Below are 24,381 nucleotides of genomic sequence, written 5' to 3' on the forward strand. Positions count from 1 at the left end.
GTCACGGGATGCCGAGCTCGAAGAGGGCGTAGCCCGCGTACGAGCCGGAGGCAAGCGCCGCGATGCCGAGCAGGGTGAGCAGCAGGGGCGTACTGAGCCGGCGCAGGGCCAGGGCGAGGGGGAGGAAGAGGGGGAAGGCGGGCAGCAGATAGCGCGAGACGTTGCCGAAGATCTGCTGGCTGCCGAGGACCAGCGCCATGGTCAGGACCGTGTAGACCACCAGGGCGGCCGGCGGGCGCAGCCGGATCAGCAGCAGGAGCAGCGCGAGTGCCAGCAGGACGACGGCGACGCCGATCTGGTCCTCGAAGGGGTACGCGAAGATGTAGTCGTAGTGGCCCACCGGGAGCGCGGTGAGCACGTGCAGCGTGTGCTTGCCGTAGTCGAACGAGTGGGCCCAGGCGCCGCTCTGCAGCTTGAAATAGCCGCTGTAGTCGCCCATGCGGTGGCCCACCCAGCCGACGTAGCCGACCAGGCCGAGCGGTGCGACGATCAGCGCGGCCAGCGGGCGTGCGCCGTCCTCGCGCCGGTACAGCGCGAGCAGCCCGGCCACGGCGAGGGCGGCGATCAGCGCGGCGGCGGTGGGACGGTTGAGCCCGGCGAGACAGGTGAGCAGCCCGGCGGTGAGCCAGCGACGGGTCAGGACGGCGTGGCAGGCCCAGACGGCGAGGGCGACGTAGAGCGAGTCGGAGTAGACGGCCCACTCCACGCCGGAACCGGGCCACACCGCCCACAGCCCGGCCGCGGCGAGCCCGGCCCGCCGGCCGCCGAACCGCTCGGTGAGCGCGTAGATCCCGAGGGCGGCGGCGAACGACGCGATGACGGAGACCAGCAGGCCCGCGCCGTAGGAGCCGAGTCCGGTGAGCTCGGAGACCAGGCGGATCAGCGCCGGGTACAGCGGGAAGAACGCCGCAGAGTTCTCCTTGACGGTGATCAGGCCGGTCGCTCCGGGGATCACCTCCAGCGTCGGGTGGTACCCGTGCTCGGCGATCTGCCGATACCACCAGCCGTCCCAGGTGGCCAGTACGTCCCAGGCGTGGGCGCCGCCGCCGAAGCGGGGGTTCTTGTTCCGGTAGTCCCCCGCTGAGCTGAGCAGGTACATGAAGACGGCGAAGCCGGCCAGCTTCAGCCCGCCGTAGACGGCGAGGACGGGGCCGTGGTGGCGTGCGGCGCGGCGCAGCGACGGACGTAGCGGCAGGAGGGGTGGAGGCTGGTCGGGGGCGGTGCCCGGAGTGCCGTCTCCCGGGTCTTCGGCGCCGCCGGGGGCTTCGGTGGGGCCGGGCGCTTCGGTGAGGCCGGGCGCTTCGGTGGGGTGGCGGGTCCCGGTGGGGTCGAGGGCTTCAGCGGGACCGGGGGCTCCGGCGGGGGCGCCGGCGGTCGGGCTTCCCGGGTGCGCGGGGTCGGCGCCGTACGCGTGGCCGGCGGTGTTCTCTCGGTTCATGAGGCCACGGCTCCTGTGCGGTGGCCGCCGGATCCGGCGCGCGACGCCCGGACGCGCCGGGCGGTGAACCGCAGCAGCGCCAGGGCCAGGTCGGCGGCGGCCAGGACGGCGAGTTCGGTGCGGTGCGCGGCCGCCGGCGCGGCCTGGTGCAGGGCGGCCAGCGATCCGCCGGTGAGCAGGAGGGCGGCCGGCAGGGCGAGTCGGCGGCCGGTCGCCGGTCCGGCGAGGGCGCAGACGAGGACGGCCAGGGCGTTGGCGCTCTGCGCCCCGGTGACCGGGCGCAGGAGCGCGTACAGCAGCAGGTGCGCGAGGACGGCCAGGGCGGCCGCCGCGGCGAAGTTCCGGGCGCGGGCGACCGGTTGGGGCCAGGGGTCGCCGTCGCCGTCCGGACGCGGATCGGCATGGGCGAGGGGGGCGACGCCCGGCGGGAGGCCGCGGTCCGGCGGGAAGGCGTCGTCGGGTGGTGGGGCGCCGTGGGACGGATCGCCGTGGGGCGGGGACGTGGTGGCGCGCAGCGGGATGGCGGCGGTGCGGGCCGGCCGGGGTCGCCGGGCGATCCTGGCGATGCCGCGGAGGTCGGCCAGCGCGGTGGGCAGGAGGTCGACGCGGCTGTCGGGGTCGTCCACCCAGTCCACCGGCACCTCGTGGATCCGCAGCCCCGCCCGCTCGGCGAGCACCAGCAGTTCGGTGTCGAAGAACCACTCCGTGTCCCGCACCAGCGGCAGCAGCCGCTCGGCGGCCTCGCGGCGCACCGCCTTGAACCCGCACTGGGCGTCGGAGAAGCCCACGCCGAGGGTGGTGCGCAGAATGGTGTTGTAGCAGCGGGAGATGACCTCCCGTTTGGGCCCGCGCACCACCCGCGCGCCGGGCGCCAGCCGGGTGCCGATGGCGATGTCGGAGTGCCCGGACAGGAGCGGGGCGACGAGCGGCAGCAGCGCGTTCAGTTCGGTGGACAGGTCCACGTCCAGGTAGGCCAGCACCGGGGCCCGCGACCGCGACCACGCGGCGTGCAGCGCCCGGCCACGCCCCTTCTCGGGCAGTCGCAGCCACTCCGCCTCGGGGAGCTCGTCGGCCAGCCGGGCGGCGATCCGAGGCGTGTCGTCGGTGCTGGCGTTGTCGGCGACGGTGATGCGGAACGGGTAGGGGAAGGTCTCGCGCAGGTGCGCGTGGAGCCGCCGTACGCCGGGCTCCAGGTCGGTCTCCTCGTTGAACACCGGTACGACGACGTCGAGTACGGGCTCCGTGCGGTGTGCCGGTTCCGGCGCGTGCCGGGGCGCCGGTATCGGCGCGTGGCGGGGTATCGGCGCCGGAGCGCGGCGGGGCGGGCGGCCGGTGCCCGGCGAGGCGTCGAGGCCGGTCTCTGTCACGTGCGGTCCTTTTCTGCGTTGTGGACGAGGTGGCCGGTCGGCCCGGTGCGGGAGGTTTCGGTGGGCGGCGGTGCGGTCGGCGTCGCGCTCGTCCCCGGCGGGCTCTGTGATACCGGGGACGTGGTGGGGATCGAGGACGACGGCCACCTCGTCGTGGCGGCGGGCGGAACGGTCGTGGTGAGGGGCGGAACGGTCGCGGGGTCCGCGTCCGAGGTGGGCGCTCCCCTCGTGGACGGGGCCGCCGACGGCGTGGCCCCGGGGGGCGAGGAGAACGAGGGCGAGGGGACCGAGGGCGAGGGGACCGAGTCGGGCCGCGGGACGGGCGCGCCGGGTTCGTTCCTCACGTGCCGGCCGGGCAGGAACAGCAGTCCGAGGCCGAGCGTGGCGACCACCAGGGCGGAGCCGGCGGTCCGTTGAGCCGCCCGCACCCTCCGGCGGGCCCGTACGCCGGCCCGGAGGCGTTGCCGGTGCCTCGGCTCGAAGGGGGCGTACTGCTCGCTCTCGCGCATCAGCCGGGTCAGCCGCCGCTCGAAGTGGTCCGTGCCGTCCATGTGCTCCATGGGTGTCTCCTTCACCCCACCGGCTCGGTGACGTCGGTCAGGAGCTGTCGCAGGCGTGCCAGTCCGCGTGCGGCGTGCGACCGCGCGGTGCCCACCGGACAGCCCAGCGCCTCGGCCACCTGCCGCTCGGAGAGGTCCTGGTAGTAGCGGAGCACGACCACGGTCCGCTGCCAGGCGGGCAGCTGGGCGAGCGCGGCCTCGATGCGCGAGCGCTCGGCCACGGTCGCGGACACGTCGCCCGCCGCCGGGGTCTCGGGCACCTGCTCGACGGGACGCTCGCCCCACCAGCGCCGCCGGGCCGAGCGCGCCGCGGCCCGCGCCATCACCTTGCGCACATACGCCTCCGGGGCCTCGTGGGCGATCTTCGGCCACCGGAACCAGAGCTTGACCAGGGACTCCTGCACGAGGTCCTCCGCCCGGTGCCGGTCGCCGCCGGTGAGCAGCCGGGCGAGGTGGAGCAGCGACGGCCAGCGGGCCGCCACGAACGCGTCGAACTCACCCGCCCGAACCTGCTGCATCCCGCCGTCCTCGCTCTCTCCGTTTGCCCGCACCCAGGGAAAGACGGTGATGTCCTCGGTTCTATGCACTTCGGGCGTGTGATTCAGGTCACGCACATCGTCCGGTCGGGTGTCCCGGCCCGGGCGGCGGCGCGTGCCGGGAATGCCAGACTGGCCTCATGTTCGTACAGTTCCTCGCCGCGGCCGGCGTCCTCGGCCTGCTGACCGTGGTCCCCGGTCCGGACATGGCCGTGGTGACGAAGCGGTCGATGGCCTCCGGCCGGCGGGACGGTCTGCGCACCGTGGGCGGCATCACCGCGGGGCTGCTCGTGTGGGGCGTGCTCACCGTCGTGGGCCTGGCCGCCGTCCTCGCGGCGTCCGCGACGGCGTACACGGTCGTCAAACTGGCCGGCGCCGCGTATCTGGTCCTCCTCGGCATCCAGGCCCTGTGGCACAGCCGTCGCGACGGGTCGTCGGCTGCGGCGGCGCGCGGCGCGGAGCCGGCGGGCAGCCCGTGGCGCACCGGGCTGGTGAGCAACGTCTTCAACCGGAAGATCGCCGTCTTCTACACCGGCCTGCTGCCCACCCTCGCGCCGTCCGGTCTCTCGCCGCACACCGGGATGGCCCTGCTGGTCCTCCTGCACGCGGCCCTCACCCTGCTGTGGCTCGGCGGCTATGTGCTGCTGCTGGCCAAGGCCCGCGGCTTCTTCGAACGCCCCGCCGTACGCCGGGCCATGGACCGCGTCACGGGGTTCGTGCTGATCGGCTTCGGCCTGAAGGTGGCCACGGCGTCGGAGTGAGCCCCGCGCCGCTCGGGCCGGCAGCGGGCCGGCGCGACCACGTGGTGACCGGCTCGGCCCGACGTCCGGCCGCCGGGCAGACCCCGGAAACGACGGAACCCCCGTCGGCGCGGGCCGACGGGGGTTCCGACCCCGAGGGGTCCGGTAGGCCCTGTGGGACTCGAACCCACAACCAATGGATTAAAAGTCCACTGCTCTGCCAATTGAGCTAAGGGCCCAGGCGATGTCGCCTCCCTGAGCATAGCCGTAGGACGCCGCGTCTCCGATCGGGTATCGGGGAGCCGACCGGGAAGTGTGGCGTCCGAGTGGCGGCCCGGGATGCGGAAGGGCCCGTACGAGCGGAGTCGTACGGGCCCTTCCGGCGCTCACCTCAGGGGGCGTCAGCCGTTGCGCTTCCAGCGCGGCTTGTCGTCGCGTCGGCCGAAGGAGCCGCCGCCGCGGTGGTCGTCACGGCGGCCGTAGGGACGCTCGTGGCCGCCGGTGCGGAAGCCGGGACGGTCGCCCTGGCGGTCGCGGTTGAACGGACGGTCGCTGCCGCGGTGGCCGCCGCGCTCGTCACGACGCGCCGGACGGTCGTCACGGCGGAAACCGCCCCGGTCGTCACGGCGGTCGTCACGACGGTCGAAGGAACGCGGCGCGCGGTCACGGTCGAAGCCACGGTCACCACGGTCGTTGCGGTCCCGGTTGAAGCCACCCCGGTCGTCACGACGGTCGAAGGAACGACCACCGCGGTCGCCGCGGTCGGCCCGGTCGTCACGGCGGAAGCCGCCACGGTCGCCACCGCGGTCGAAGCCGCGGTCACCGCGGTCGTTGCGGTCCCGGTTGAAACCGCCCCGGTCGTCACGACGGTCGAAGGAACGCGGCGCGCGGTCACGGTCGAAGCCACGGTCACCACGGTCGTTGCGGTCCCGGTTGAAACCGCCCCGGTCGTCACGGCGGTCGAAGGAACGCGGCGCGCGGTCACGGTCGAAGCCACGGTCACCACGGTCGTTGCGGTCCCGGTTGAAGCCACCCCGGTCGTCACGACGGTCACGACGGTCGTACGACGACGAGGCCGCCGCACGCTCCTCGCGCTCGGCGCGGTCCGCCCGGTCGACGTCCTGCGCCGCCGGCTGCTCCGGCACCGACACCTCGGCGGTCCGTTCGGCCGCGGCCTGCGCCTCGGCCACCGCGGCCTCCGGGTCCTCGCCGCGCTCGCGGGCGACCCGGGCGACCAGGCGGTCCGCCTCCTCGCGCAGCTCGGTCGCGCGCCGCTGCGCCCGCTCCAGCTGCTTGGCGAGGTGGGAGACCTCGCGCTCGGCCTGCTGCGCCGCGTTGCCCGCGGACTCGGCCTGGACCTCGGTCATCGAGCGGGCGCCGGTGATCTCGGCGACCTCCGGGTCGAAGGCCGCGCCGCCCTGGATGATGTGGCGCGAGGCGTCGACGCCCGCGTCCTCCATCAGGCGGAAGATCTGACGCCGCTGGTGCGGCAGGGACAGGGAGACCACCGTGCCGGTGCGGCCGGCGCGGGCGGTGCGGCCGGCGCGGTGCAGGTAGTCCTTGTGGTCGCCGGCCGGGTCGACGTTCAGCACGAGGTCGATGCCGTCGACGTGGATGCCGCGCGCGGCGACGTCGGTGGCGACCAGGACGTTGACGTAGCCGTCCTTGAAGTCGGCCAGGGTTCGGGTACGGGCGCCCTGGGTCATGCCGCCGTGCAGCGCGTCCGCCTTCACACCGGCGTCGCGCAGCTGCTCGGCCACGCGGTCGGCGCCGAGCTGGGTGCGCACGAAGATGATGGTGCGGCCCTTGCGGGAGGCGATGGCCGAGGTGACCGGCGCCTTGTCCTTGGGCTTCACGATCAGGATGTGGTGCGACATGGTCGTCACCGCGCCCTGCGCCGCGTCCACCTCGTGGCTCACCGGGTCGGTGAGGTAACGGTCGACGAGGGTCTTGATCTCGTTCTCCATCGTCGCGGAGAAGAGCATCCGCTGACCGCCCGCGGGGACCTGGTCGAGCAGCTCGGTGACCTCGGGCAGGAAGCCCAGGTCGGACATCTGGTCGGCCTCGTCGAGGACGGCGATCTTCACGTCCTCCAGCGAGCAGGCGCCGCGGTTGATGATGTCGCGCAGCCGGCCCGGGGTGGCGACCAGGATGTCGACGCCCTTCTCCAGGGCGTAGATCTGGTTGCCCATGGAGGTGCCGCCGCAGACGACCTTCATCTTCAGGCCCACGACGTCGCCGTAGGGCTGGAGCGCGTCCGCGACCTGCATGGCGAGCTCACGGGTCGGGGTGAGGATGACCGCGCGCGGCTTGTGCTTCTGGGTGCGGCCGCCGGCCAGCGTGGCCAGGGTCGGCAGACCGAAGGAGAGGGTCTTGCCGGAGCCGGTGCGGCCACGGCCCAGGATGTCCTTGCCGGCCAGGGCGTCCGGGATGGTCGCGGCCTGGATCGGGAAGGGGGTGGTCACGCCGTTCTGCGCGAGCTTGCGCACGACGCCCTCGGGCAGACCGAGGTCGGCGAAGGTGATCTCGGGGGCCTGGCTCTCCTGGTCCTCGGAGGCCTGGTCCTCGACGTTCTCGGGAGCCTGGGTGTCCTGGGTCTCCAGGGCGTCCTCGGTGCTCTCGGGCACGACGACGTGATCAGTACTGGCAATGGACATGCGAATGCGAAACCTTCCGGAGTCTCGTCGGCACGCGCCCGTCAACTCCGTGTTTCGCACCACGACCGCCTCGATGCGGTCCGCCACGGCAAGGGAGAGTACGCGCCACACGGCGCGCTCTGCGTGGGCGCCGGGCAAATGGGATCAAACGATCTACCACCATACGCACCCTCCACCCCCAAAGGCAAACCGGTGCCATAGGTGCAGGTCAGGCGGTCATGCCACCCGGCGCCCCGGCCGCGGCGCCGGCTCACGCCTGCCCAGCTGCGGTCCCGGACCCTCGTGCGCCGACGACGACGGCTCCGCCGGCGGCGGCTCCGACGTGGGCGGCGGGGCGGGCGACGACGCCGGCGGCGGCTCCGGAGCGGCCGACGTCCGCGGCGGTGGCGGCACCGCCTCGGTGGGCGTCGGATCACCCGCCTTCGGCGGCGTCCCGGGCTCCTTCGGCGCGGTCGCCGCAGCGCTGCCCGGGGCCGACGGCGAGGCCGCCCGCGCGGACGGTGACGCATCGCTCTTCGAGGCGGCCTTCCCGCCGTGTCCGCGCGTGCCGTCGACGGGACCGCCGGCCCGCCCCGCACCCCCGCCGGACACCGCCGCCGCGTCCTGCGGGAACGCATCGCCGCGCCGCCCCGCGGAGTGCGACGGCCGGGAGCCGTCGCCCGGGTGCTCCGCCACGCTCACACAGCCGGTGGCGGCGGTGAGGGCGGCGGCCACGGCGGTGAGCCGGACGGAAACAGACAAGGGGCGCACGGGAAAGCCACCTCCGGGGTGAAGAAGTCTCCGTGCCCAACTCCCCACGCCCGCAAGAAGACACGCCCGCCCCGCCCCGGATCCGCGGACATCGCCACCGGCCGCGCGGACGCCCGCGCCGCGCCGGCCCGCGGGGCCCCCGCCGGGCCGGACCATCCGCCTGGCTCCGGCCGAGTTCCCACCGGCCCCACCGGCCCCGGCGACCGTGAGGCGAGCGGCAGCGACCGGAAATCGGGCAGCGGAGACCCAGGGGCCGAGGCCGAAGGTCCGAGACCGGAGACCCGGGGGCCCGAGACCGGGCGCCGAGAAGCGGGGACCCGAGAAGCGGAGACCCGGGAACGAGGATCCGGGAGCGGGTCGCTCAGCCGTACCCCAGCGCGTGCAGCCGCGCGTCGTCGATGCCGAAGTGGTGGGCGATCTCGTGCACCACGGTCACCTCGGTCTCGGCGACGACGTCCTCGCGGGTCTCGCACATGCGCAGCGTCGGCCCCCGGTAGACCGTGATCCGGTCGGGCAGCACACCGGCGTACCACTCGCCGCGCTCCGTCAGCGGGGTGCCCTCGTACAGCCCGAGCAGTTCCGGGTCGTCCGCGGGCGGCTCGTCCTCGACGAACACCGCGACGTTGTCCATCAGCCGTGTCAGCTCCGGCGGGATCCGGTCGAGGGCCTCGGCCACCAGTTCCTCGAACTGCTCGCGCGTCATCTCCAGCACAAGGGCCATTGTCCGGCACGACCCCGCGCCCGCCCCACTGCCCGCTGCCCGCATATCCGGTGTCGCACATGGGCATACGCGACCAATGGCCCGCGTCCCCGCCGCCGACCTGAACCGCCCCTCCCGCATACGGGGCGTACGACACCGCATACGCAGGGCGGTGCGCGCCCCCGGCTCCTCCGCCCCCGACTCCCCCGCCGTCCTCTCCCTCACCCCCGAACCGCGCCCCTGGCCGCGCGCCCTGGGCCTGGTCGCCGTCGTCGTCGCCGGGGCCTGGCTGGGCCTGCTGATCGCCGGCGCCACCCGGGTGCCGGTCGGCCCCATGAACACCACGATGGCCCTGCGCCCCTCCCTCACCGGCGGCACCCGGATCAACGTCTCGCCGCTCGGCTCCCTGGAACTGCGCAGCCACATCGCCCCGGTCAGCCTGGACGTGAACGTCGACCGGCTCGACCCCGAGCGCTCCCAGTCCCTGGTCGACCATCCCGAGCGGCTCTCCGGCCTCCAGGACGAGGTGGTGCACGACGTCGAGCACGGCACCCTCGACCTGGCCCTGCGCTCCTGCGCGGCCGTGGTCTTCGGCGCGACCGCGCTCGGCCTGGCCGTCTACCGCCGTCCGCGCCGCGCCCTGGCGGCCGGCGGCCTGGCGCTGACCCTGCTCACCGCGTCGGGCGCGACGGCGTACGCGACCTGGAACCCGGAGTCGGTACTGGAGCCGAGGTTCTCCGGACTGCTCTCCTCGGCGCCCTCCCTGGTGGGCGACGCGCGCAGCATCGTCACCGAGTTCGACGTCTACCAGCGGGAGCTCGCGCGCCTGGTCACCAACGTGACCAAGCTCTACGACGTCACCTCGACGCTCCCCGCCTACCAGCCGGACCCGACGACGATCCGGGTCCTGCACGTCTCCGACATCCACCTCAACCCGGCGAGCTGGAAGATCATCGACTCGCTGGTGCGGCAGTACAAGGTGGACGTGGTCGTCGACTCGGGCGACACGATGGATCACGGCACGGCCGCCGAGAACGGCTTCCTGGATCCGGTCGCGGACCTGGGCGTCCCCTACGTCTGGGTGCGCGGCAACCACGACTCGCACACCACCCAGCGCTACCTGGAGCGCATGAAGAACGTGCACGTCCTGGACGACGGGCGCGCCGAGACGGTCGCGGGCCTGCGCTTCGCCGGCATCGGCGACCCCCAGTTCACCCCCGACCGCTCCTCCCCGGTCGGCGAGCAGGCCTCCGAGGAGCTGGCGGGCGCCCGGCTGGCCTCGGCCCTGCGCGACCAGCGGGCCGCGGGAACTCCCGTCGACGTCGCGATCGCCCACGAGCCGTCGGCGGCCCGGGAGACGGACGGCACCGTGCCGCTGGTCCTGTGCGGCCACCTGCACCACGAGGGCACCCAGATCCTCGAGTACGGCACCCGGCTGCGCATGGAGGGCTCCACGGGCGGCAGCGGTCTGCGCGCGCTCGAACGCGAGTACCCGGCCCCGATCGAGGCCTCGATCCTCTACTTCGACCGGGACAACCGCCGCCTCCAGGCCTGGGACGAGATCAGGCTCGGCGGCCTCGGACTCACCACCGCCGAGGTCAGCCGCCACCTCCCGAAGGAGAACCAGCCGGGCGCGACGCAGCCCGCGTCCCCGCCCGCCACCAGGACCCCGGCCTCGCCGTCCCCCGCCGGGCCGTAAACGGTTTTGGCGATACCCCCTGCCATCCCATATGCTTCTCACGTCCCCGACGCGCTGAGAAGCGCCCAGGCGGGCCGATAGCCCTCATCGTCTAGCGGCCTAGGACGCCGCCCTTTCAAGGCGGTAGCACGGGTTCGAATCCCGTTGGGGGCACGCAGTACGGTGTGCGACACTACTCCGGTAGGTAAGCGCACCACCACAAGGTCCTGTGGAGCAGTTTGGAGTGCTCGCCACCCTGTCAAGGTGGAGGCCGCGGGTTCAAATCCCGTCAGGACCGCTGAGGTTTCACGTGAAACCTCGTGGCTGGGTAGCTCAGTTGGTACGAGCGATCGCCTGAAAAGCGATAGGTCGCCGGTTCGACCCCGGCCCCAGCCACAACAGCCCTCTTCAGGGCAGAAGCCCCTCTCCGGCGTCAACGGAGAGGGGCTTCTTCGTGTGCGGTCGTCCGCTCCTCACGCGGTTCCGCCACCCGGTCGGGTGACTGGAGCGAAGCGTGAGAGACGGGTGAGACACCGACCACACCGGGCCGGAGCGGGCCGAGTCGCGCCAGGCCGCGACCCGGCAGGCAGCACGCCGGCCATGTCCCGTTCCCCGCGAGGGCCGTGCACCGGGACGGAGCCCTCGCGGACACCGCCGGCCACGTCACCGAGGCCCGTACGGCCCCTCGCCGCCACGCGCCGTCAATTCATTCGCGCGTGATTTCCCCGAGGTGAGATCCTGGATCGCGTATGTCTACGCATCCCGCCCCCGCGCTGGGCACTCTCGCCTCCCGTCTGACCGAGCTCTCGCTGCGCGACGCGCACCGCATCGGGCGCCGGCTCGAAGGCGCGCGCAAGATCCGCAAGCCGGAGGCGCGCGCCTCCGTCCTGGCCGAGATCGAGGGCGACGTCGCCAAGGCCGAGGAACGCATGGCCGCGCGGCGCTCCCGCGTGCCCGCCGTCAGCTACCCCGAGCAGCTGCCGGTCAGCCAGAAGAAGGACGAGATCGCGGCGGCCATCCGCGATCACCAGGTCGTCATCGTCGCCGGTGAGACCGGGTCCGGCAAGACCACGCAGATCCCGAAGATCTGCATGGAGCTGGGCCGGGGCGTGCGCGGCATGATCGGCCACACCCAGCCCCGCCGGATCGCGGCCCGCACCGTCGCCGAGCGGGTGGCGGAGGAGCTGGACACACCACTGGGCGGGGCCGTCGGCTGGAAGGTGCGCTTCACCGACCAGGTCGACCCGGAGGCCACCTTCGTCAAGCTGATGACGGACGGCATCCTGCTCGCCGAGATCCAGACCGACCGCGAGCTGCGCGCCTACGACACGATCATCATCGACGAGGCCCACGAGCGGTCCCTCAACATCGACTTCCTGCTCGGCTACCTGGCCCAGCTGCTGCCCAAGCGGCCGGACCTCAAGGTCGTCATCACCTCGGCCACCATCGACCCCGAGCGTTTCTCCCGGCACTTCGGCGACGCGCCGATCGTCGAGGTGAGCGGGCGGACGTATCCGGTGGAGGTGCGCTACCGGCCGCTGCTGGAGGAGGACTCCGACGACGCCGACCGGGATCAGATCACCGCGATCACGGACGCCGTCGAGGAGCTGATGGCGGAGGGGTCCGGGGACATCCTGGTCTTCCTCTCCGGGGAGCGGGAGATCCGCGACACCGCGGACGCGCTCAACAAGAAGCGGTACCGGTTCGTGGAAGTCCTGCCGCTGTACGCGCGGCTGTCCCACGCCGAGCAGCACCGCGTCTTCCAGCAGCACACCGGCCGCCGGATCGTGCTGGCCACCAACGTCGCCGAGACGTCCCTGACCGTCCCCGGCATCAAGTACGTCATCGACCCCGGCTTCGCCCGGATCTCCCGCTACAGCCACCGCACCAAAGTGCAGCGGCTGCCCATCGAGCCGGTCTCGCAGGCCAGCGCCAACCAGCGCAAGGGCCGCTGCGGCCGTACCTCCGACGGCATCTGCGTCCGGCTGTACTCCGAGGACGACTTCCTCGCCCGGCCGGAGTTCACCGACGCGGAGATCCTGCGCACCAACCTCGCCTCCGTGATCCTGCAGATGACGGCGGCCGGCCTCGGCGACATCGAGAAGTTCCCCTTCATCGACCCGCCGGACCACCGCAACATCCGCGACGGCGTGCAGCTGCTCCAGGAGCTGGGCGCGCTCGACCCCGAGCAGAAGGACCCGCGCAAGCGGCTCACCCAGACCGGCCGCAAGCTCGCCCAGCTGCCCGTGGATCCGCGGCTGGCCCGCATGGTCCTGGAGGCGGACCGCAACGGCTGCGCGCGCGAGGTCATGGTCATCGCCGCGGCCCTGTCCATCCAGGACCCGCGCGAGCGCCCCTCGGACAAGCAGACCCAGGCCGACCAGCAGCACGCCCGCTTCCGGGACGAGACCAGCGACTTCCTCGCCTTCCTCAACCTGTGGCGCTACGTCCGCGAGCAGCAGAAGGAGCGCGGCTCGTCGTCCTTCCGGCGCATGTGCAAGCAGGAGTTCCTCAACTTCCTGCGCATCCGCGAGTGGCAGGACATCTACACCCAGCTGCGCACGGTCGCCAAGCAGATGGGCATCCACCTCAACGAGGACGACGCCCCCGCCGACCGCGTCCACGTCTCGCTCCTGGCCGGTCTGCTCTCGCACATCGGCATGAAGGACGTGAAGGAGTCCAAGGACGCCGCACCGGGCGCCCGCAAGGACGGCGGCCGGAACGAGTACCTGGGCGCCCGCAACGCCAAGTTCGCGATCTTCCCCGGCTCGGCGCTGTTCAGGAAGCCGCCGCGGTTCGTGATGTCGGCGGAGCTGGTGGAGACCTCGCGGCTGTGGGCGCGGGTCAACGCCAAGATCGAGCCCGAGTGGGTCGAGCCGCTCGCCGGCCACCTGCTGAAGCGGACGTACAGCGAACCGCACTGGGAGAAGGACCAGGCCGCGGTGATGGCGTACGAGAAGGTGACGCTGTACGGCGTGCCGATCGTCGCCCAGCGGAAGGTGAACTACGGGCGGATCGACCCCGAGGTCAGCCGGGAGCTGTTCATCCGCAACGCCCTGGTGGAGGGCGACTGGCGCACCCACCACAAGTTCTTCTCCGACAACCGCAAACTGCTCAGCGAGGTCGAGGAGCTGGAGCACCGGGCCCGGCGCCGGGACATCGTCGTCGACGACGAGACGCTGTTCGACTTCTACGACCAGCGGGTGCCCGAGCACGTCGTCTCCGGCGCGCACTTCGACTCCTGGTGGAAGCGCAAGCGCCAGGAGCAGCCCGACTTCCTGGACTTCGAGCGGGAGATGCTCATCCGGGAGTCGGCGGAGGCGGTCACCAAGGCCGACTATCCGGACTCCTGGCGGCAGGGGAACCTGAAGTTCCGGGTGACGTACCAGTTCGAGCCGGGCGCGGACGCGGACGGCGTGACCGTGCACATCCCGCTCCAGGTCCTCAACCAGGTCACCGACGAGGGCTTCGACTGGCAGATCCCGGGACTGCGCGAGGACGTCGTCACCGAGCTGATCCGCTCACTGCCCAAGCCGATCCGCCGCAACTACGTGCCCGCGCCGAACTTCGCCCAGCGCTTCCTGGCCGCCGCCGTCCCGCTCCAGGAGCCCCTGACCACCACCATGGCGCGCGAGCTCAAGCGCATGGTCGGCGTGCCGTTCGACGCCGAGGACTTCGACTGGTCGAAGGTCCCCGAACACCTGAAGATCACCTTCCGGATCGTCGACGAGCGGCGCCGCAAGCTGGCCGAGGACAAGGACCTCGAAGTCCTGAAGGTGCGGCTCAAGCCGAAGGCGCGCAAGGCGCTGTCCCAGGCCGCGGCGGCGACGGCCGAGCGCACCGGCGGTGAGTCGCTGGAGCGTGCGGGGCTGACCGACTGGACGATCGGCGCCCTCACCCGGATCTTCGAAACCCGCCGGGCAGGCCAGCCGGTCAAGGCGTACCCGGCGCTGGTGGACGACGGCGACACGGTCTCCGTCCGCCTCTTCGACACCGAGGCCGAGCAGGCCGAGGCGATGTGGAAGGGCACCCGCCGGCTGATCCTGCGCAACATCCCGGTCAACCCCGCGAAGTTCGCGTTCGAGAAGCTGACGAACCAGCAGAAGCTGGCGCTGTCGGCGAATCCGCACGGTTCGATCCAGGCGCTGTTCGACGACTGCGCCATGGCGGCGGCGGACCGGCTGATCGCGGAGTTCGGCGGGCCGGCGTGGGACGAGGAGTCGTACCGCAAGCTGTACGACAAGGTGCGCGCCGAGATCGTCGACGTGACCGTGCGGACGGTGGGCCAGGTGCAGCAGGTGCTGGCCGCCTGGCAGGCCTGCGAGCGCCGTCTGAAGGCCGTGCGCAGCCCCGCGCTGCTGCCGAACCTGGCGGACGTACGGGCGCAGTTGGACGCCCTCGTGAAGCCCGGCTTCGTGACCGAGGCGGGGATACGCCGACTGCCCGACCTGATGCGCTATCTGGTCGCCGCGGACCGCCGGCTCCAGCAGATGCCGACGAACCTCCAGCGCGACACCACCCGCATGGAGAAGGTCCAGGAGATGCGGGACGAGTACGCCTGGCTGCTCGAACAGCTGCCGCAGGGGCGCCCGGTGCCCCAGCAGGTGCGGGACATCCGCTGGATGATCGAGGAGCTCAGGGTCAGCTACTTCGCCCACGCGCTGGGCACGGCCTACCCCGTCTCCGACAAGCGGATCGTGAAGGCGATCGACGCGGCGGCGCCGTGACGGCACCGGCACAGTGAGTGAGTTCGACCAGGCGGCCCGCCTCCTGTAGAGTCTCATCTCGCAGCGCAACGAGAGATCAGCGCCGCAAAACCTGGTCCTGTGGAGCAGTTTGGAGTGCTCGCCACCCTGTCAAGGTGGAGGCCGCGGGTTCAAATCCCGTCAGGACCGCAGTAACGAAGGCCCGCTTCCGGAAACGGACGCGGGCCTTCGCTGTATCCCGACCCCGCCCAGCAGGCCGCGCCCGCGGCGGAGCCGCAATCCGGCACGGCACATCCCGTCAGGACCGCACCCGCGAAGGCCCCCACATCCAGGCACGGACGCGGGCCTTCGCCGGGCCCTCCGCCCCACCCGGCAGACCACGCCCGCGACAGAGCAGCAATCTCGCACAGCACACCCCGTCAGGACCGCACCCGGCGAAGGCCCCACGTCCAGGAACGGACGCGGGGCCTTCGGCACGTCCACCCCTGGTCCGGACCTGCTCGCGGTCGTCGTGCTCGGTCCGTTCCCGCGAATCCGCGTCCCGTCAAGACCGCCCCCCGTCCCCCGCGCCGGCGCGGCGGCCCCTCCGGGAAGGCGGGCCGTACCGCGGGCGCCCGGTGTCTTGACGGAGTCACATTCCCTCGGTACCCAGAAAGCAGGGCACGTTCGGGTACGGCCCCCCCGCTGGAGGTGGCGTATGGCGGCATCGGCCAGGCACGAGACACGGGCCCTGCTCCGCGCGCACCTCGCGGCCGCCTCGTCGTACCGCCACTTCACGCGCCGCTGCCCCGTCTGCCACCACCTGCTGCGTCTCGCGATGGACAGCGCGCCCCGGACGGCCCCCGACGCCCCTGAGACGGCGTTGGAGACGCTGGAGGCCCTGGAGGCCTTGGAGGGCGAGCAGCACCCCTCCACCGCGTGATCCGTCCCCCGCGCCCGGCCGACTCGGAGCCGAACTCCCGTGCGGGCGTGGGCTGATGGAACCGGAACCTCCACTAGCGCACCGGGGCGGTGGGCAACAAGCACCCGGCCATGTGACGGGTGTCACCGTAGGAGTTTTTGAAAGCCCGGCACTTACACCCCTCCTACAAGGGGTCAATTTAATATGTGCAATTGCACTTCCCCCGGAGGGTCTCCACAGAGGATCCGACAGCCCTCCCCAGGCTCCGACAAGGCCGCTCACAGAGCCGCCCCACAGCCTCCCCACACGCACAAAAAAGATCGCGCTGGACCCGGCGGAGTCCAGCGCGACCGACGACGCACCCTGTTCACATGCCTGAAAAGCTCTGACGGCTTGGGCGTGGGGCCTGTTGGGGCAGGACCCGCGTCGCTTGGAGCTATGGGCCCGGACATGACAGCCGGTTGGGGGACCGACCGGATTGCCCGGCTATGGAGTTGTTCAGGCCTCGCTGCGCTGCTGCGGGATGCCCGCGAGCAGAGCGCGGACCTCGGCCTCGCGGTAGCGGCGGTGCCCGCCGAGCGTGCGGATCGACGTGAGCTTGCCGGCCTTCGCCCAGCGCGTGACCGTCTTGGGGTCGACGCGGAACATGGTGGCGACCTCAGCCGGGGTCAGCAGCGGCTCGGCATCAGGGGTGCGAGCGGTCATGAGCGGCCTCCTCGGGAGAACCGAACCTTCTCGGTTCTTTCCTCTAAATTCTGCACCTTGACCCGCGTTGCCCGAAATGGCGGACGCGAGTCGAGTCGGTTATAGGACGAACGGCTTGTCCTCGGCACTACAACTACACCATCTGTCCAGCCGCGTCGGCCAAACCGATGGAATTGCCCTCCCAGGTGTTCATCAGCGACGGAAGCCGATGGACCATGCCATAGCGGACAGTCACACCACTGTGACGATCAGTCACAGGGTGATCAGGAAGTCACCAGACCCCCCAAAGCGTGCAATGCTGAGATTCCGCCCAGATCGGAGCACAGTTGGGCGGAAGGAGCCCTCCCCGGACTCCTTGTCCTATTTTGGCATGAGGAGGGGCAAGCAGGGCAAGGGCCTCGTAAGTGCGGTAGATCACCCTTGGAACGAAAGCCCGGATCGCAGCCAATCGCTGCCTACGCCCCGTCAGCTCCGCTAAAGGCCCTTGACGGTACGTCGTTCGACCGCGTTCGAGCCGTGATCCAGGTCACATGGCTGCGCGTCAGTTCGCCGACCTCCGGTCGCGCACCGCCCGCCACCGCTCCACGAGCCGCCCGTACGCCTCCCCCGCGGCGGCCCCGTCGCCCCGGCGCAGCGCCTCGATCCCCTCGGCCACGTCCGCCGCCGAGTGGTCGCCCTCCAGGTCGCCCGCCGGCAGCACGTGCACCAGCCCGCCGTAGTCCAGCTCCACCAGGGAGCGCGGGTGGAACTCCTCCAGCCAGCGCCCGACGTCCACCAGGCCGTCGATCAGCGGCCCCTCGTCGACCGCGTCCCGCAGCGCCCGCAGGCCCCGCGCCACCCGCCGCCGGGCCTGCACCATCGGCGTCCGGTAGCGCAGCGACGGCGCGCCGCCCCCGAAGTCCTCGTGGTCCCCGTCCGCGCCCGGTCCGCCGCCGGCCGCCGCGGCCCCGGTGCCCTTGACGTACTCCCGCTCCTCGTCGGCGACCAGCACGAACCAGTTGAGCGGCACCTGCCAGGTCGCGGTGCGGATCCACGGCCGGGCGTCCGGGTTACGGGCGAGCCAGCGCTCGTAGTCCTGGGCGGCCTGACGGCGCACGAGCGGGGGCAGCACCGCGTCCAGGACCACCGCCGGCAGCTCTTCGGCGAGTTCGCCGAGCGCCTGCCAGCCGCGCAGCCGGGTGCGCCACGGGCAGACGCAGACCACGCCGTCCACCTCGGCCACGAAGGCGTCCCGGCTCTCGTGCACCGGCACCGCCACCGGCGGGGTGGGCAGCAGGTCGGCCAGCGAGCGGCGCAGTTCGTCCTGGTAGGAGGGGCGGTCGGGGCGGCGGGCGTAACGCGCCCAGTACCCGCGCTCCTGCTCCGGGAAGGCGGCCAGCGGCTCGTAGACGCGCAAGTAGGTGGCGTACGGGACGACCACGGAGGACACCTTGGGCACGCCTGCTCCCTCCCCACCGGTCCGGAGCCGAAACCCGACCGGCCCGCGCCCGGACGGACGGAAAACCATGGCAAATCGTCGCACGTCCGGCTGGGAAGGTACTCCTAGGGAGGGTGATCCGGACCACTGCGGCCGTGGCCGAGGGGGTCAGGGTCTAATCTCCTGGCACGGCCTCCGCCACCTTCACGGAAGCCCGTCCCACTCGCCGCTACTTACCTGGGAGTCACCACCGTGACCGACGTAACCGGCGCATCTGCTGACGTACTGCAGACCCTGTTCCGCTCCGAACAGGGCGGCCATGAGCAGGTCGTGCTCTGTCAGGACCGTGCCAGCGGCCTCAAGGCCGTCATCGCCATCCACTCCACCGCACTGGGCCCCGCCCTCGGCGGCACCCGCTTCTACCCGTACGCGAACGAGGCGGAGGCCGTCGCCGACGCGCTCAACCTCGCCCGCGGCATGTCGTACAAGAACGCCATGGCCGGGCTCGGCCACGGCGGCGGCAAGGCCGTGATCATCGGCGACCCGGAGCAGGTCAAGACCGAGGAGCTGCTGCTCGCCTACGGGCGGATGGTGGCCTCGCTCGGCGGGCGCTACGTCACCGCCTGCGACGTCGGCACGTACGTGGCCGACATGGACGTCGTGGCGCGCGAGTGCCGCTGGACCACCGGCCGCTCCCCGGAGAACGGCGGGGCGGGCGACTCCTCCGTGCTGACCGCCTTCGGTGTGTACCAGGGCATGCGGGCCTCGGCGCAGCACGTGTGGGGCGACCCCACGCTGCGCGGCCGCAAGGTGGGTGTCGCGGGCGTGGGCAAGGTCGGGCACCACCTCGTGCGGCACCTGCTGGACGAGGGCGCCGAGGTCGTGATCACGGACGTGCGGCCCGAGGCCGTGCGCCGGGTCGTCGAGGCGCACCCCTCGGTCGCCCAGGTGGCCGACACCGAGGCGCTGATCCGGGTGGAGGGCCTCGACATCTACGCGCCCTGCGCCCTCGGCGGCGCGCTGAACGACGACTCCGTGGCGACTCTGACCGCGAAGGTGGTCTGCGGCGCGGCCAACAACCAGCTCGCCCACCCGGGTGTCGAGAAGGACCTCGCCGACCGCGGGATCCTCTACGCGCCGGACTACGTGGTGAACGCCGGCGGTGTCATCCAGGTCGCCGACGAGCTGCACGGCTTCGACTTCGACCGGTGCAAGGCGAAGGCCGCGAAGATCTTCGACACCACGCTCGCGATCTTCGCACGTGCGAAGGAAGACGGCATTCCGCCGGCCGCGGCGGCCGACCGGATCGCCGAGCAGCGGATGGCGGACGCGCGGAGGTGACCACCGGCGCGCGCGGACGGTGAGCGCCCGCGCGCACGGTGTCGTCGTATGTTTGACCGGTACCTGCCGGTGGGCGGTTGGAGACAACTCTCACGTCGACCGGCGGGTCGCTCGCCGATAAGTGGTTAAAATCGCCACTGACCAGCGAGGACGGGGCGCCTCGATGGTTCTGCGCACACGCGCGTCCTGCGGGCGACGTACCGTATGGGCGTGGGCTCAGGTACCGTGGAAGCCCTACGGACCGGTCTCTCCACGGAGAGCCCGTGCCGGAACATGAACGCGTGTCAAGACTCTGGGGCCGTCGAGCCCCGTCGTTGAGGGGGTCGAGCCATGGGGCGCGGCCGGGCCAAGGCCAAGCAGACGAAGGTCGCCCGCCAGCTGAAGTACAACAGCGGTGGGACTGACCTCTCACGCCTGGCCGAGGAGCTGGGCGCATCGACGTCGAATCCGCCGCCGACCAACGGCGGCCATTTCGAGGAAGATGAGCAAGACGACGACCTGTACGCACGGTACGCCGACCTCTATGAGGACGACGACGAGGAAGAGGACGACAACTCCTCGCACCAGCGTCGTCGCGGCGCTTGACCTTGCATCGACCACAGCCCGGTCCGTGGGCTTCCCACGGACCGGGTTCTGTGCTGTCCGTGCCCGGGTCCGCGCCCATTGACCGTGCCCCGGCCGCCGACGCCGGTGCGCCGACGGCCGCTGTCCGGATTCAGCCGGCGTAGTCGCCCACCAGGGCGGCGCCCGTGGGGTGCTCGCCGCGGTCGGTGATCTCGCCGGCCACCCAGGCGTCGACCCCGCGGTCGGCCAGGGTGGCCAGGGCCGCGTCGGTGGACTCCTCGGGGACGATCGCGATCATGCCCACGCCCATGTTGAGCGTCTTCTCCAGCTCCAGCCGTTCGACGTCACCGGTCCGGCCGACGAGGTCGAAGACGGGGGCCGGGGTCCAGGTGGCGCGGTCGACCACGGCGTGCAGGCCGTCCGGGATCACCCGGGCCAGGTTGGCGGCGAGCCCGCCGCCGGTGACGTGGCTGAAGGCGTGCACGTCGGTGGTGCGGGTCAGCGCCAGGCAGTCCAGCGAGTAGATCTTGGTCGGCTCCAGCAGCTCCTCGCCGAGGGTGCGGCCGAACTCCTCGACGTGCGCGTCCAGCGACAGGCCCGCCCGGTTCAGCAGGACGTGCCGGACCAGCGAGTACCCGTTGGAGTGAAGGCCGGAGGCCGCCATCGCGATCACGGCGTCCCCCGTGCGGATGCGGTCGGGACCGAGCAGCCGGTCGGCCTCCACGACGCCCGTACCGGCGCCGGCGACGTCGAAGTCGTCCGCACCGAGCAGTCCGGGGTGTTCGGCCGTCTCGCCGCCGACCAGGGCGCAACCCGCCAGCACACAGCCCTCGGCGATGCCCTTGACGATCGCGGCGACCCGCTCGGGGTGGACCTTGCCGACGCAGATGTAGTCGGTCATGAACAGCGGCTCGGCGCCGCACACGACGATGTCGTCCATGACCATGGCGACCAGGTCGTGGCCGATCGTGTCGTACACGCCGAGCTGCCGGGCGATGTCGACCTTGGTGCCGACGCCGTCGGTGGCGGAGGCGAGCAGCGGCCGCTCGTAGCGCTTGAGCGCGGAGGCGTCGAAGAGACCGGCGAAGCCGCCGAGGCCGCCGAGCACCTCGGGGCGCCGCGTCTTCTTCACCCATTCCTTCATCAGCTCGACGGCGCGGTCGCCCGCCTCGATGTCGACGCCGGCAGCCGCGTAGGAAGCACCGGACGTGCCGGACGCGCCGGTGGTTGTCTCAGACATTGCCTGGGATCTTTCGGGTTGGTGAAAGGGGGCTGACGGGGCGCCTACGGGCGCCGGATCGCGTCGGCGGCGGCCGTGGCGGCGGGGCCGGCGGCCAGCTCGGTCTCCAGCAGCTGCTTGCCGAGCAGCTCCGGGTCGGGCAGCTCCATCGGGTACTCGCCGTCGAAGCAGGCGCGGCACAGGTTCGGCTTGGCGATGGTGGTCGCCTCGATCATGCCGTCGATGGAGATGTACGCCAGCGAGTCGGCGCCCAGCGAGGTGCCGATCTCGTCGATGCTCATGCCGTTGGCGATCAGCTCGGCGCGGGTGGCGAAGTCGATGCCGAAGAAGCACGGCCACTTCACGGGCGGCGAGGAGATCCGGATGTGGACCTCGGCCGCGCCCGCCTCGCGCAGCATCCGCACCAGCGCGCGCTGGGTGTTGCCGCGCACGATCGAGTCGTCGACGACGACCAGGCGCTTGCCCTTGATGACTTCCTTCAGCGGGTTCAGCTTGAGCCGGATGCCGAGCTGGCGGATGGTCTGCGAGGGCTGGATGAAGGTCCGGCCGACGTACGCGTTCTTCACCAGGCCGGCGCCGAACGGGATCCCGGACGCCTCGGCGTAGCCGATCGCGGCGGGGGTGCCGGACTCCGGGGTCGCTATCACCAGGTCGGCCTCGGCCGGCGCCTCCTTGGCGAGGCGGCGGCCCATCTCGACCCGGGACAGGTAGACGTTCCGGCCGGCGATGTCGGTGTCGGGGCGGGCCAGGTAGACGTACTCGAAGACACAGCCCTTGGGCTTCGCTTCTGCGAATCGAGAGGTGCGCAGGCCGTTCTCGTCGATGGCGACGAACTCGCCCGGCTCGATCTCGCGGACGTAGCTGGCGCCGCAGATGTCGAGGGCGGCGGACTCGGAGGCGACCACCCAGCCGCGCTCCAGGCGGCCGAGGACCAGCGGGCGGATGCCCTGCGGGTCGCGGGCCGCGTACAGCGTGTGCTCGTCCATGAAGACGAGGCTGAAGGCGCCCTTGACCTGCGGGAGGACGGTGTGGGCCGCCTGCTCGATGGTCAGCGGCTTGCCGTCGGCGTCGACCTGGGCGGCCAGCAGGGCCGTCAGCAGGTCGGTGTCGTTGGTGGCCGCGACACGGGTGGAGCGGCCGTTGGTGTCCTTGGGGAGCTCGGCGACCATCTCGGCGAGCCGGGCGGTGTTGACGAGGTTTCCGTTGTGGCCGAGCGCGATGGAACCGTGCGCGGTGGCCCGGAACGTCGGCTGGGCGTTCTCCCACACGGAGGCGCCGGTGGTCGAGTAGCGGGCGTGTCCGACCGCGATATGACCCTGGAGCGAACCGAGCGAGGTCTCGTCGAAGACCTGGGACACGAGGCCCATGTCCTTGAAGACGAGGATCTGGGAGCCGTTGCTGACCGCGATTCCCGCGGATTCCTGGCCCCGATGCTGGAGGGCGTAGAGCCCGAAGTACGTGAGCTTTGCGACCTCTTCGCCCGGAGCCCAGACACCGAAGACGCCGCATGCGTCCTGGGGGCCTTTCTCGCCGGGGAGCAGATCGTGATTGAGTCGACCGTCACCACGTGGCACGCCATCGAGTCTAAGCGAGGTCGACCACTGGTCCGAATTGGGGATGCGCGGCTGCCCTGGACAGCACGGCCGCCCCTGCTGTACTGCCGTCACTGTTCCCGCAGGTCACCGGCGTGATGTGCGAACGGCGCGGAGGGCGCGGAGGGGCCGCGCAAAGGCGCTGCGGGGCCCTTCGCGGCGGACGCGAAGTGAGGTGTAGCACATCTTTCGGGTGCCGGCGCCCCAGGCGCGGACCGGCCTTCGGACGGGACCGGACGGAGGCCGCGCCGGGCCTCACGGCATCCGCATCCGCGTCGGACCCCGGGGCGCCTGTGACCGGCCTCGCGGCGGCGGTCGCGTCGGAATCCCGGGGCGGCCGTGTCCGGCCTCGTGGCGGCGGTCGCGCGCGATCCCGGCGCCCCTGTGTCCGGCCTCGCGTCGCCGGACCGCCGCGGCTCAGGCCATGAGCGGGAGCAGCCCGGCGAGGTCCGCGCGCTCCCCGCTCGCGCTCACCTTCGCGTCCGCCACGGCGTCCTGCCAGGTGAGCCGCCCGGTGGCCAGCCGGACCCAGGTCAGCGGGTCGGTCTCGACGACGTTGGGCGGGGTGCCGCGGGTGTGCCGGGGCCCTTCCACGCACTGCACGACGGCGTACGGCGGGACGCGCACCTCGGTCGATCCGCCGGGCGCCCGGACGGCGAGCGCGTCGGCCAGGAGCCGGGTGGCGGCGGCGAGCGCCTGGCGGTCGAAGGGCACGTCCAGGCCCGGCACGGCGGCGTTCAGGTCATCGGTGTGGACGACGAGTTCGACGGTGCGGGTGACGAGGTAGTCGGCGAGCGGCAGGGCGCCCGCGTTGGTGGCGAGCAGCCGGGTGCCGGGGTGCTCGTCGAGCTGGGCGGCCAGGGCCTGCTCCACGTCCGCGAGGTGGGCGGCGGGGTCGGGGTGCTGCTCGGCGAGCCGCCGGGTGAAGTCGTCGATCGCGGCGGCGCTGGCGGAGGTCGCGAACGGCCAGTCCAGGAGGACGGCGTCCTGCCGGGCGGGCTCGGGCAGGGCGAGGGCGCGGCCGACGGCCGTGACGGCCATCCCGATGTGGAGGGCCAGCTCCCGCACCGTCCAGCCGTCCAGCCGCGTGGGCAGGGCCAGCTGCTCGGGCGTCAGCGTGCGCACGGCCTGCCGCACGTTGCCGAGCTGGGCGAGGACCGCCGTGCGGGTCCTGTGGGGGTCGTAGGCGCGGGCGCGCTTCCTGGCCGGGGGCATGACGGCGAGCCTATGCCTTCACGGCGTATCCGCTCAGGCCCTTTTCGACCGGGCCGAAGGCGCGCCGGGCCCGTGCGGGGGCGGTGGCGGCCCCCTCCAAGGGGCTCTCGCCCGCCCTGATGCGGCGGTAGCGGTCCTCGACGAGGGCGGCGCTGAGGGTGGCGGCCGCGACGAGGGCGTCGCGGGCCTTCGTCGACGCCACCCGGCTGGTGTTCTGGGGCGGCGCGGCACAGATGACCGCCGCCGCCCTGCCGGCCCTGCGCCGGCCCGGCCC

18 protein-coding genes and 5 tRNA genes are annotated in these 24,381 nt (G+C 72.3%); 10 read left to right on the forward strand and 13 right to left on the reverse strand.

Features of this window, described 5'->3' with window-relative positions; genetic code table 11:
- Position 1: 1 nt before the first annotated feature.
- From ACH5A8_RS33665 to ACH5A8_RS33680, 4 genes are read right to left on the reverse strand one after another with little or no spacing between them, the layout of a single operon-like run.
- Entirely contained in the window at positions 2–1,438 is a 1,437-nt protein-coding gene (locus ACH5A8_RS33665) for a glycosyltransferase family 39 protein (RefSeq protein WP_399007804.1), read from the reverse strand.
- Positions 1,435–2,805, reverse strand: a complete 1,371-nt coding sequence (locus ACH5A8_RS33670) for a dolichyl-phosphate beta-glucosyltransferase (RefSeq protein WP_399007805.1) — start codon at positions 2,803–2,805, stop codon at positions 1,435–1,437. Before ACH5A8_RS33670 ends, ACH5A8_RS33665 begins: the two co-directional genes overlap by 4 nt.
- The gene (locus ACH5A8_RS33675) at positions 2,802–3,365 is read right to left on the reverse strand and encodes a hypothetical protein (RefSeq protein ID WP_399007806.1); all 564 of its coding nucleotides are present in this window, start codon (positions 3,363–3,365) and stop codon (positions 2,802–2,804) included. Before ACH5A8_RS33675 ends, ACH5A8_RS33670 begins: the two co-directional genes overlap by 4 nt.
- Before the next feature lie 11 nt (positions 3,366–3,376).
- Positions 3,377–3,883, reverse strand: a complete 507-nt coding sequence (locus ACH5A8_RS33680) for a SigE family RNA polymerase sigma factor (protein ID WP_399007807.1) — start codon at positions 3,881–3,883, stop codon at positions 3,377–3,379.
- A gap of 158 nt (positions 3,884–4,041) precedes the next feature.
- On the opposite strand from ACH5A8_RS33680, the gene ACH5A8_RS33685 reads away from it, so the two are divergent.
- Positions 4,042–4,662, forward strand: coding sequence for a LysE family translocator (locus tag ACH5A8_RS33685; RefSeq protein ID WP_399007808.1), 621 nt, complete (start codon positions 4,042–4,044; stop codon positions 4,660–4,662).
- A gap of 145 nt (positions 4,663–4,807) precedes the next feature.
- Here ACH5A8_RS33685 and ACH5A8_RS33690 read toward each other — a convergent pair.
- The 3 genes from ACH5A8_RS33690 to ACH5A8_RS33700 all read right to left on the reverse strand — a co-directional run bounded on the left by ACH5A8_RS33690 (position 4,808) and on the right by ACH5A8_RS33700 (position 8,760).
- A tRNA-Lys gene (locus ACH5A8_RS33690) sits at positions 4,808–4,880 on the reverse strand.
- A gap of 162 nt (positions 4,881–5,042) precedes the next feature.
- Complete coding sequence (locus ACH5A8_RS33695; protein ID WP_399007809.1) at positions 5,043–7,298, reverse strand: DEAD/DEAH box helicase; 2,256 nt, start codon at positions 7,296–7,298, stop codon at positions 5,043–5,045.
- Positions 7,299–8,409: 1,111 nt separating this feature from the next.
- Complete coding sequence (locus ACH5A8_RS33700) at positions 8,410–8,760, reverse strand: metallopeptidase family protein (protein WP_164589629.1); 351 nt, start codon at positions 8,758–8,760, stop codon at positions 8,410–8,412.
- An 85-nt stretch (positions 8,761–8,845) separates the two neighbouring features.
- On the opposite strand from ACH5A8_RS33700, the gene ACH5A8_RS33705 reads away from it, so the two are divergent.
- The 7 genes from ACH5A8_RS33705 to ACH5A8_RS33735 all read left to right on the forward strand — a co-directional run bounded on the left by ACH5A8_RS33705 (position 8,846) and on the right by ACH5A8_RS33735 (position 16,054).
- A complete protein-coding gene (locus ACH5A8_RS33705; RefSeq protein WP_399007810.1) occupies positions 8,846–10,447 on the forward strand; it encodes a metallophosphoesterase in 1,602 nt (533 codons plus the stop codon).
- A gap of 80 nt (positions 10,448–10,527) precedes the next feature.
- Positions 10,528–10,600: transfer RNA gene (locus ACH5A8_RS33710), tRNA-Glu, on the forward strand.
- Positions 10,601–10,649: 49 nt separating this feature from the next.
- Positions 10,650–10,724, forward strand: a tRNA-Asp gene (locus ACH5A8_RS33715).
- A gap of 24 nt (positions 10,725–10,748) precedes the next feature.
- Positions 10,749–10,822, forward strand: a tRNA-Phe gene (locus tag ACH5A8_RS33720).
- Between the two features lie 353 nt (positions 10,823–11,175).
- Positions 11,176–15,153 (forward strand): ATP-dependent RNA helicase HrpA, encoded by a 3,978-nt coding sequence (gene hrpA / locus ACH5A8_RS33725; RefSeq protein ID WP_399007811.1) that lies wholly within the window; start codon positions 11,176–11,178, stop codon positions 15,151–15,153.
- Between the two features lie 93 nt (positions 15,154–15,246).
- A tRNA-Asp gene (locus tag ACH5A8_RS33730) sits at positions 15,247–15,321 on the forward strand.
- A gap of 508 nt (positions 15,322–15,829) precedes the next feature.
- Complete coding sequence (locus ACH5A8_RS33735; RefSeq protein WP_399007812.1) at positions 15,830–16,054, forward strand: DUF6274 family protein; 225 nt, start codon at positions 15,830–15,832, stop codon at positions 16,052–16,054.
- 477 nt (positions 16,055–16,531) lie between these two features.
- Here ACH5A8_RS33735 and bldC read toward each other — a convergent pair whose 3' ends face one another.
- Positions 16,532–16,738, reverse strand: a complete 207-nt coding sequence (gene bldC / locus ACH5A8_RS33740) for a developmental transcriptional regulator BldC (RefSeq protein WP_003949541.1) — start codon at positions 16,736–16,738, stop codon at positions 16,532–16,534.
- Positions 16,739–17,279: 541 nt separating this feature from the next.
- Positions 17,280–18,176 (reverse strand): hypothetical protein, encoded by an 897-nt coding sequence (locus ACH5A8_RS33745; protein WP_399007813.1) that lies wholly within the window; start codon positions 18,174–18,176, stop codon positions 17,280–17,282.
- Positions 18,177–18,407: 231 nt separating this feature from the next.
- Between ACH5A8_RS33745 and ACH5A8_RS33750 the strand changes: the two genes are divergently transcribed.
- Positions 18,408–19,496, forward strand: a complete 1,089-nt coding sequence (locus ACH5A8_RS33750) for a Leu/Phe/Val dehydrogenase (RefSeq protein ID WP_399007814.1) — start codon at positions 18,408–18,410, stop codon at positions 19,494–19,496.
- 330 nt (positions 19,497–19,826) lie between these two features.
- Positions 19,827–20,081, forward strand: a complete 255-nt coding sequence (locus ACH5A8_RS33755; RefSeq protein WP_365535371.1) for a DUF3073 domain-containing protein — start codon at positions 19,827–19,829, stop codon at positions 20,079–20,081.
- Between the two features lie 130 nt (positions 20,082–20,211).
- On the opposite strand, the gene purM is transcribed toward ACH5A8_RS33755, so the two are convergent.
- From purM to ACH5A8_RS33775, 4 genes are all read right to left on the reverse strand, one after another.
- The gene (purM, locus tag ACH5A8_RS33760; protein ID WP_399007815.1) at positions 20,212–21,300 is read right to left on the reverse strand and encodes a phosphoribosylformylglycinamidine cyclo-ligase; all 1,089 of its coding nucleotides are present in this window, start codon (positions 21,298–21,300) and stop codon (positions 20,212–20,214) included.
- A gap of 44 nt (positions 21,301–21,344) precedes the next feature.
- Entirely contained in the window at positions 21,345–22,874 is a 1,530-nt protein-coding gene (purF, locus tag ACH5A8_RS33765; RefSeq protein ID WP_399007816.1) for an amidophosphoribosyltransferase, read from the reverse strand.
- A 435-nt stretch (positions 22,875–23,309) separates the two neighbouring features.
- A complete protein-coding gene (locus ACH5A8_RS33770; protein WP_399007817.1) occupies positions 23,310–24,107 on the reverse strand; it encodes a sterol carrier family protein in 798 nt (265 codons plus the stop codon).
- A 10-nt stretch (positions 24,108–24,117) separates the two neighbouring features.
- Positions 24,118–24,309 carry a hypothetical protein gene (locus ACH5A8_RS33775; RefSeq protein WP_399007818.1) on the reverse strand — a complete coding sequence of 64 codons (192 nt, stop codon included), beginning with the start codon at positions 24,307–24,309 and terminating at the stop codon, positions 24,118–24,120.
- Positions 24,310–24,381: the final 72 nt, after the last annotated feature.

It is taken from the genome of Streptomyces sp. NPDC018610 (assembly GCF_044391765.1).
Lineage (GTDB): Bacteria > Actinomycetota > Actinomycetes > Streptomycetales > Streptomycetaceae > Streptomyces.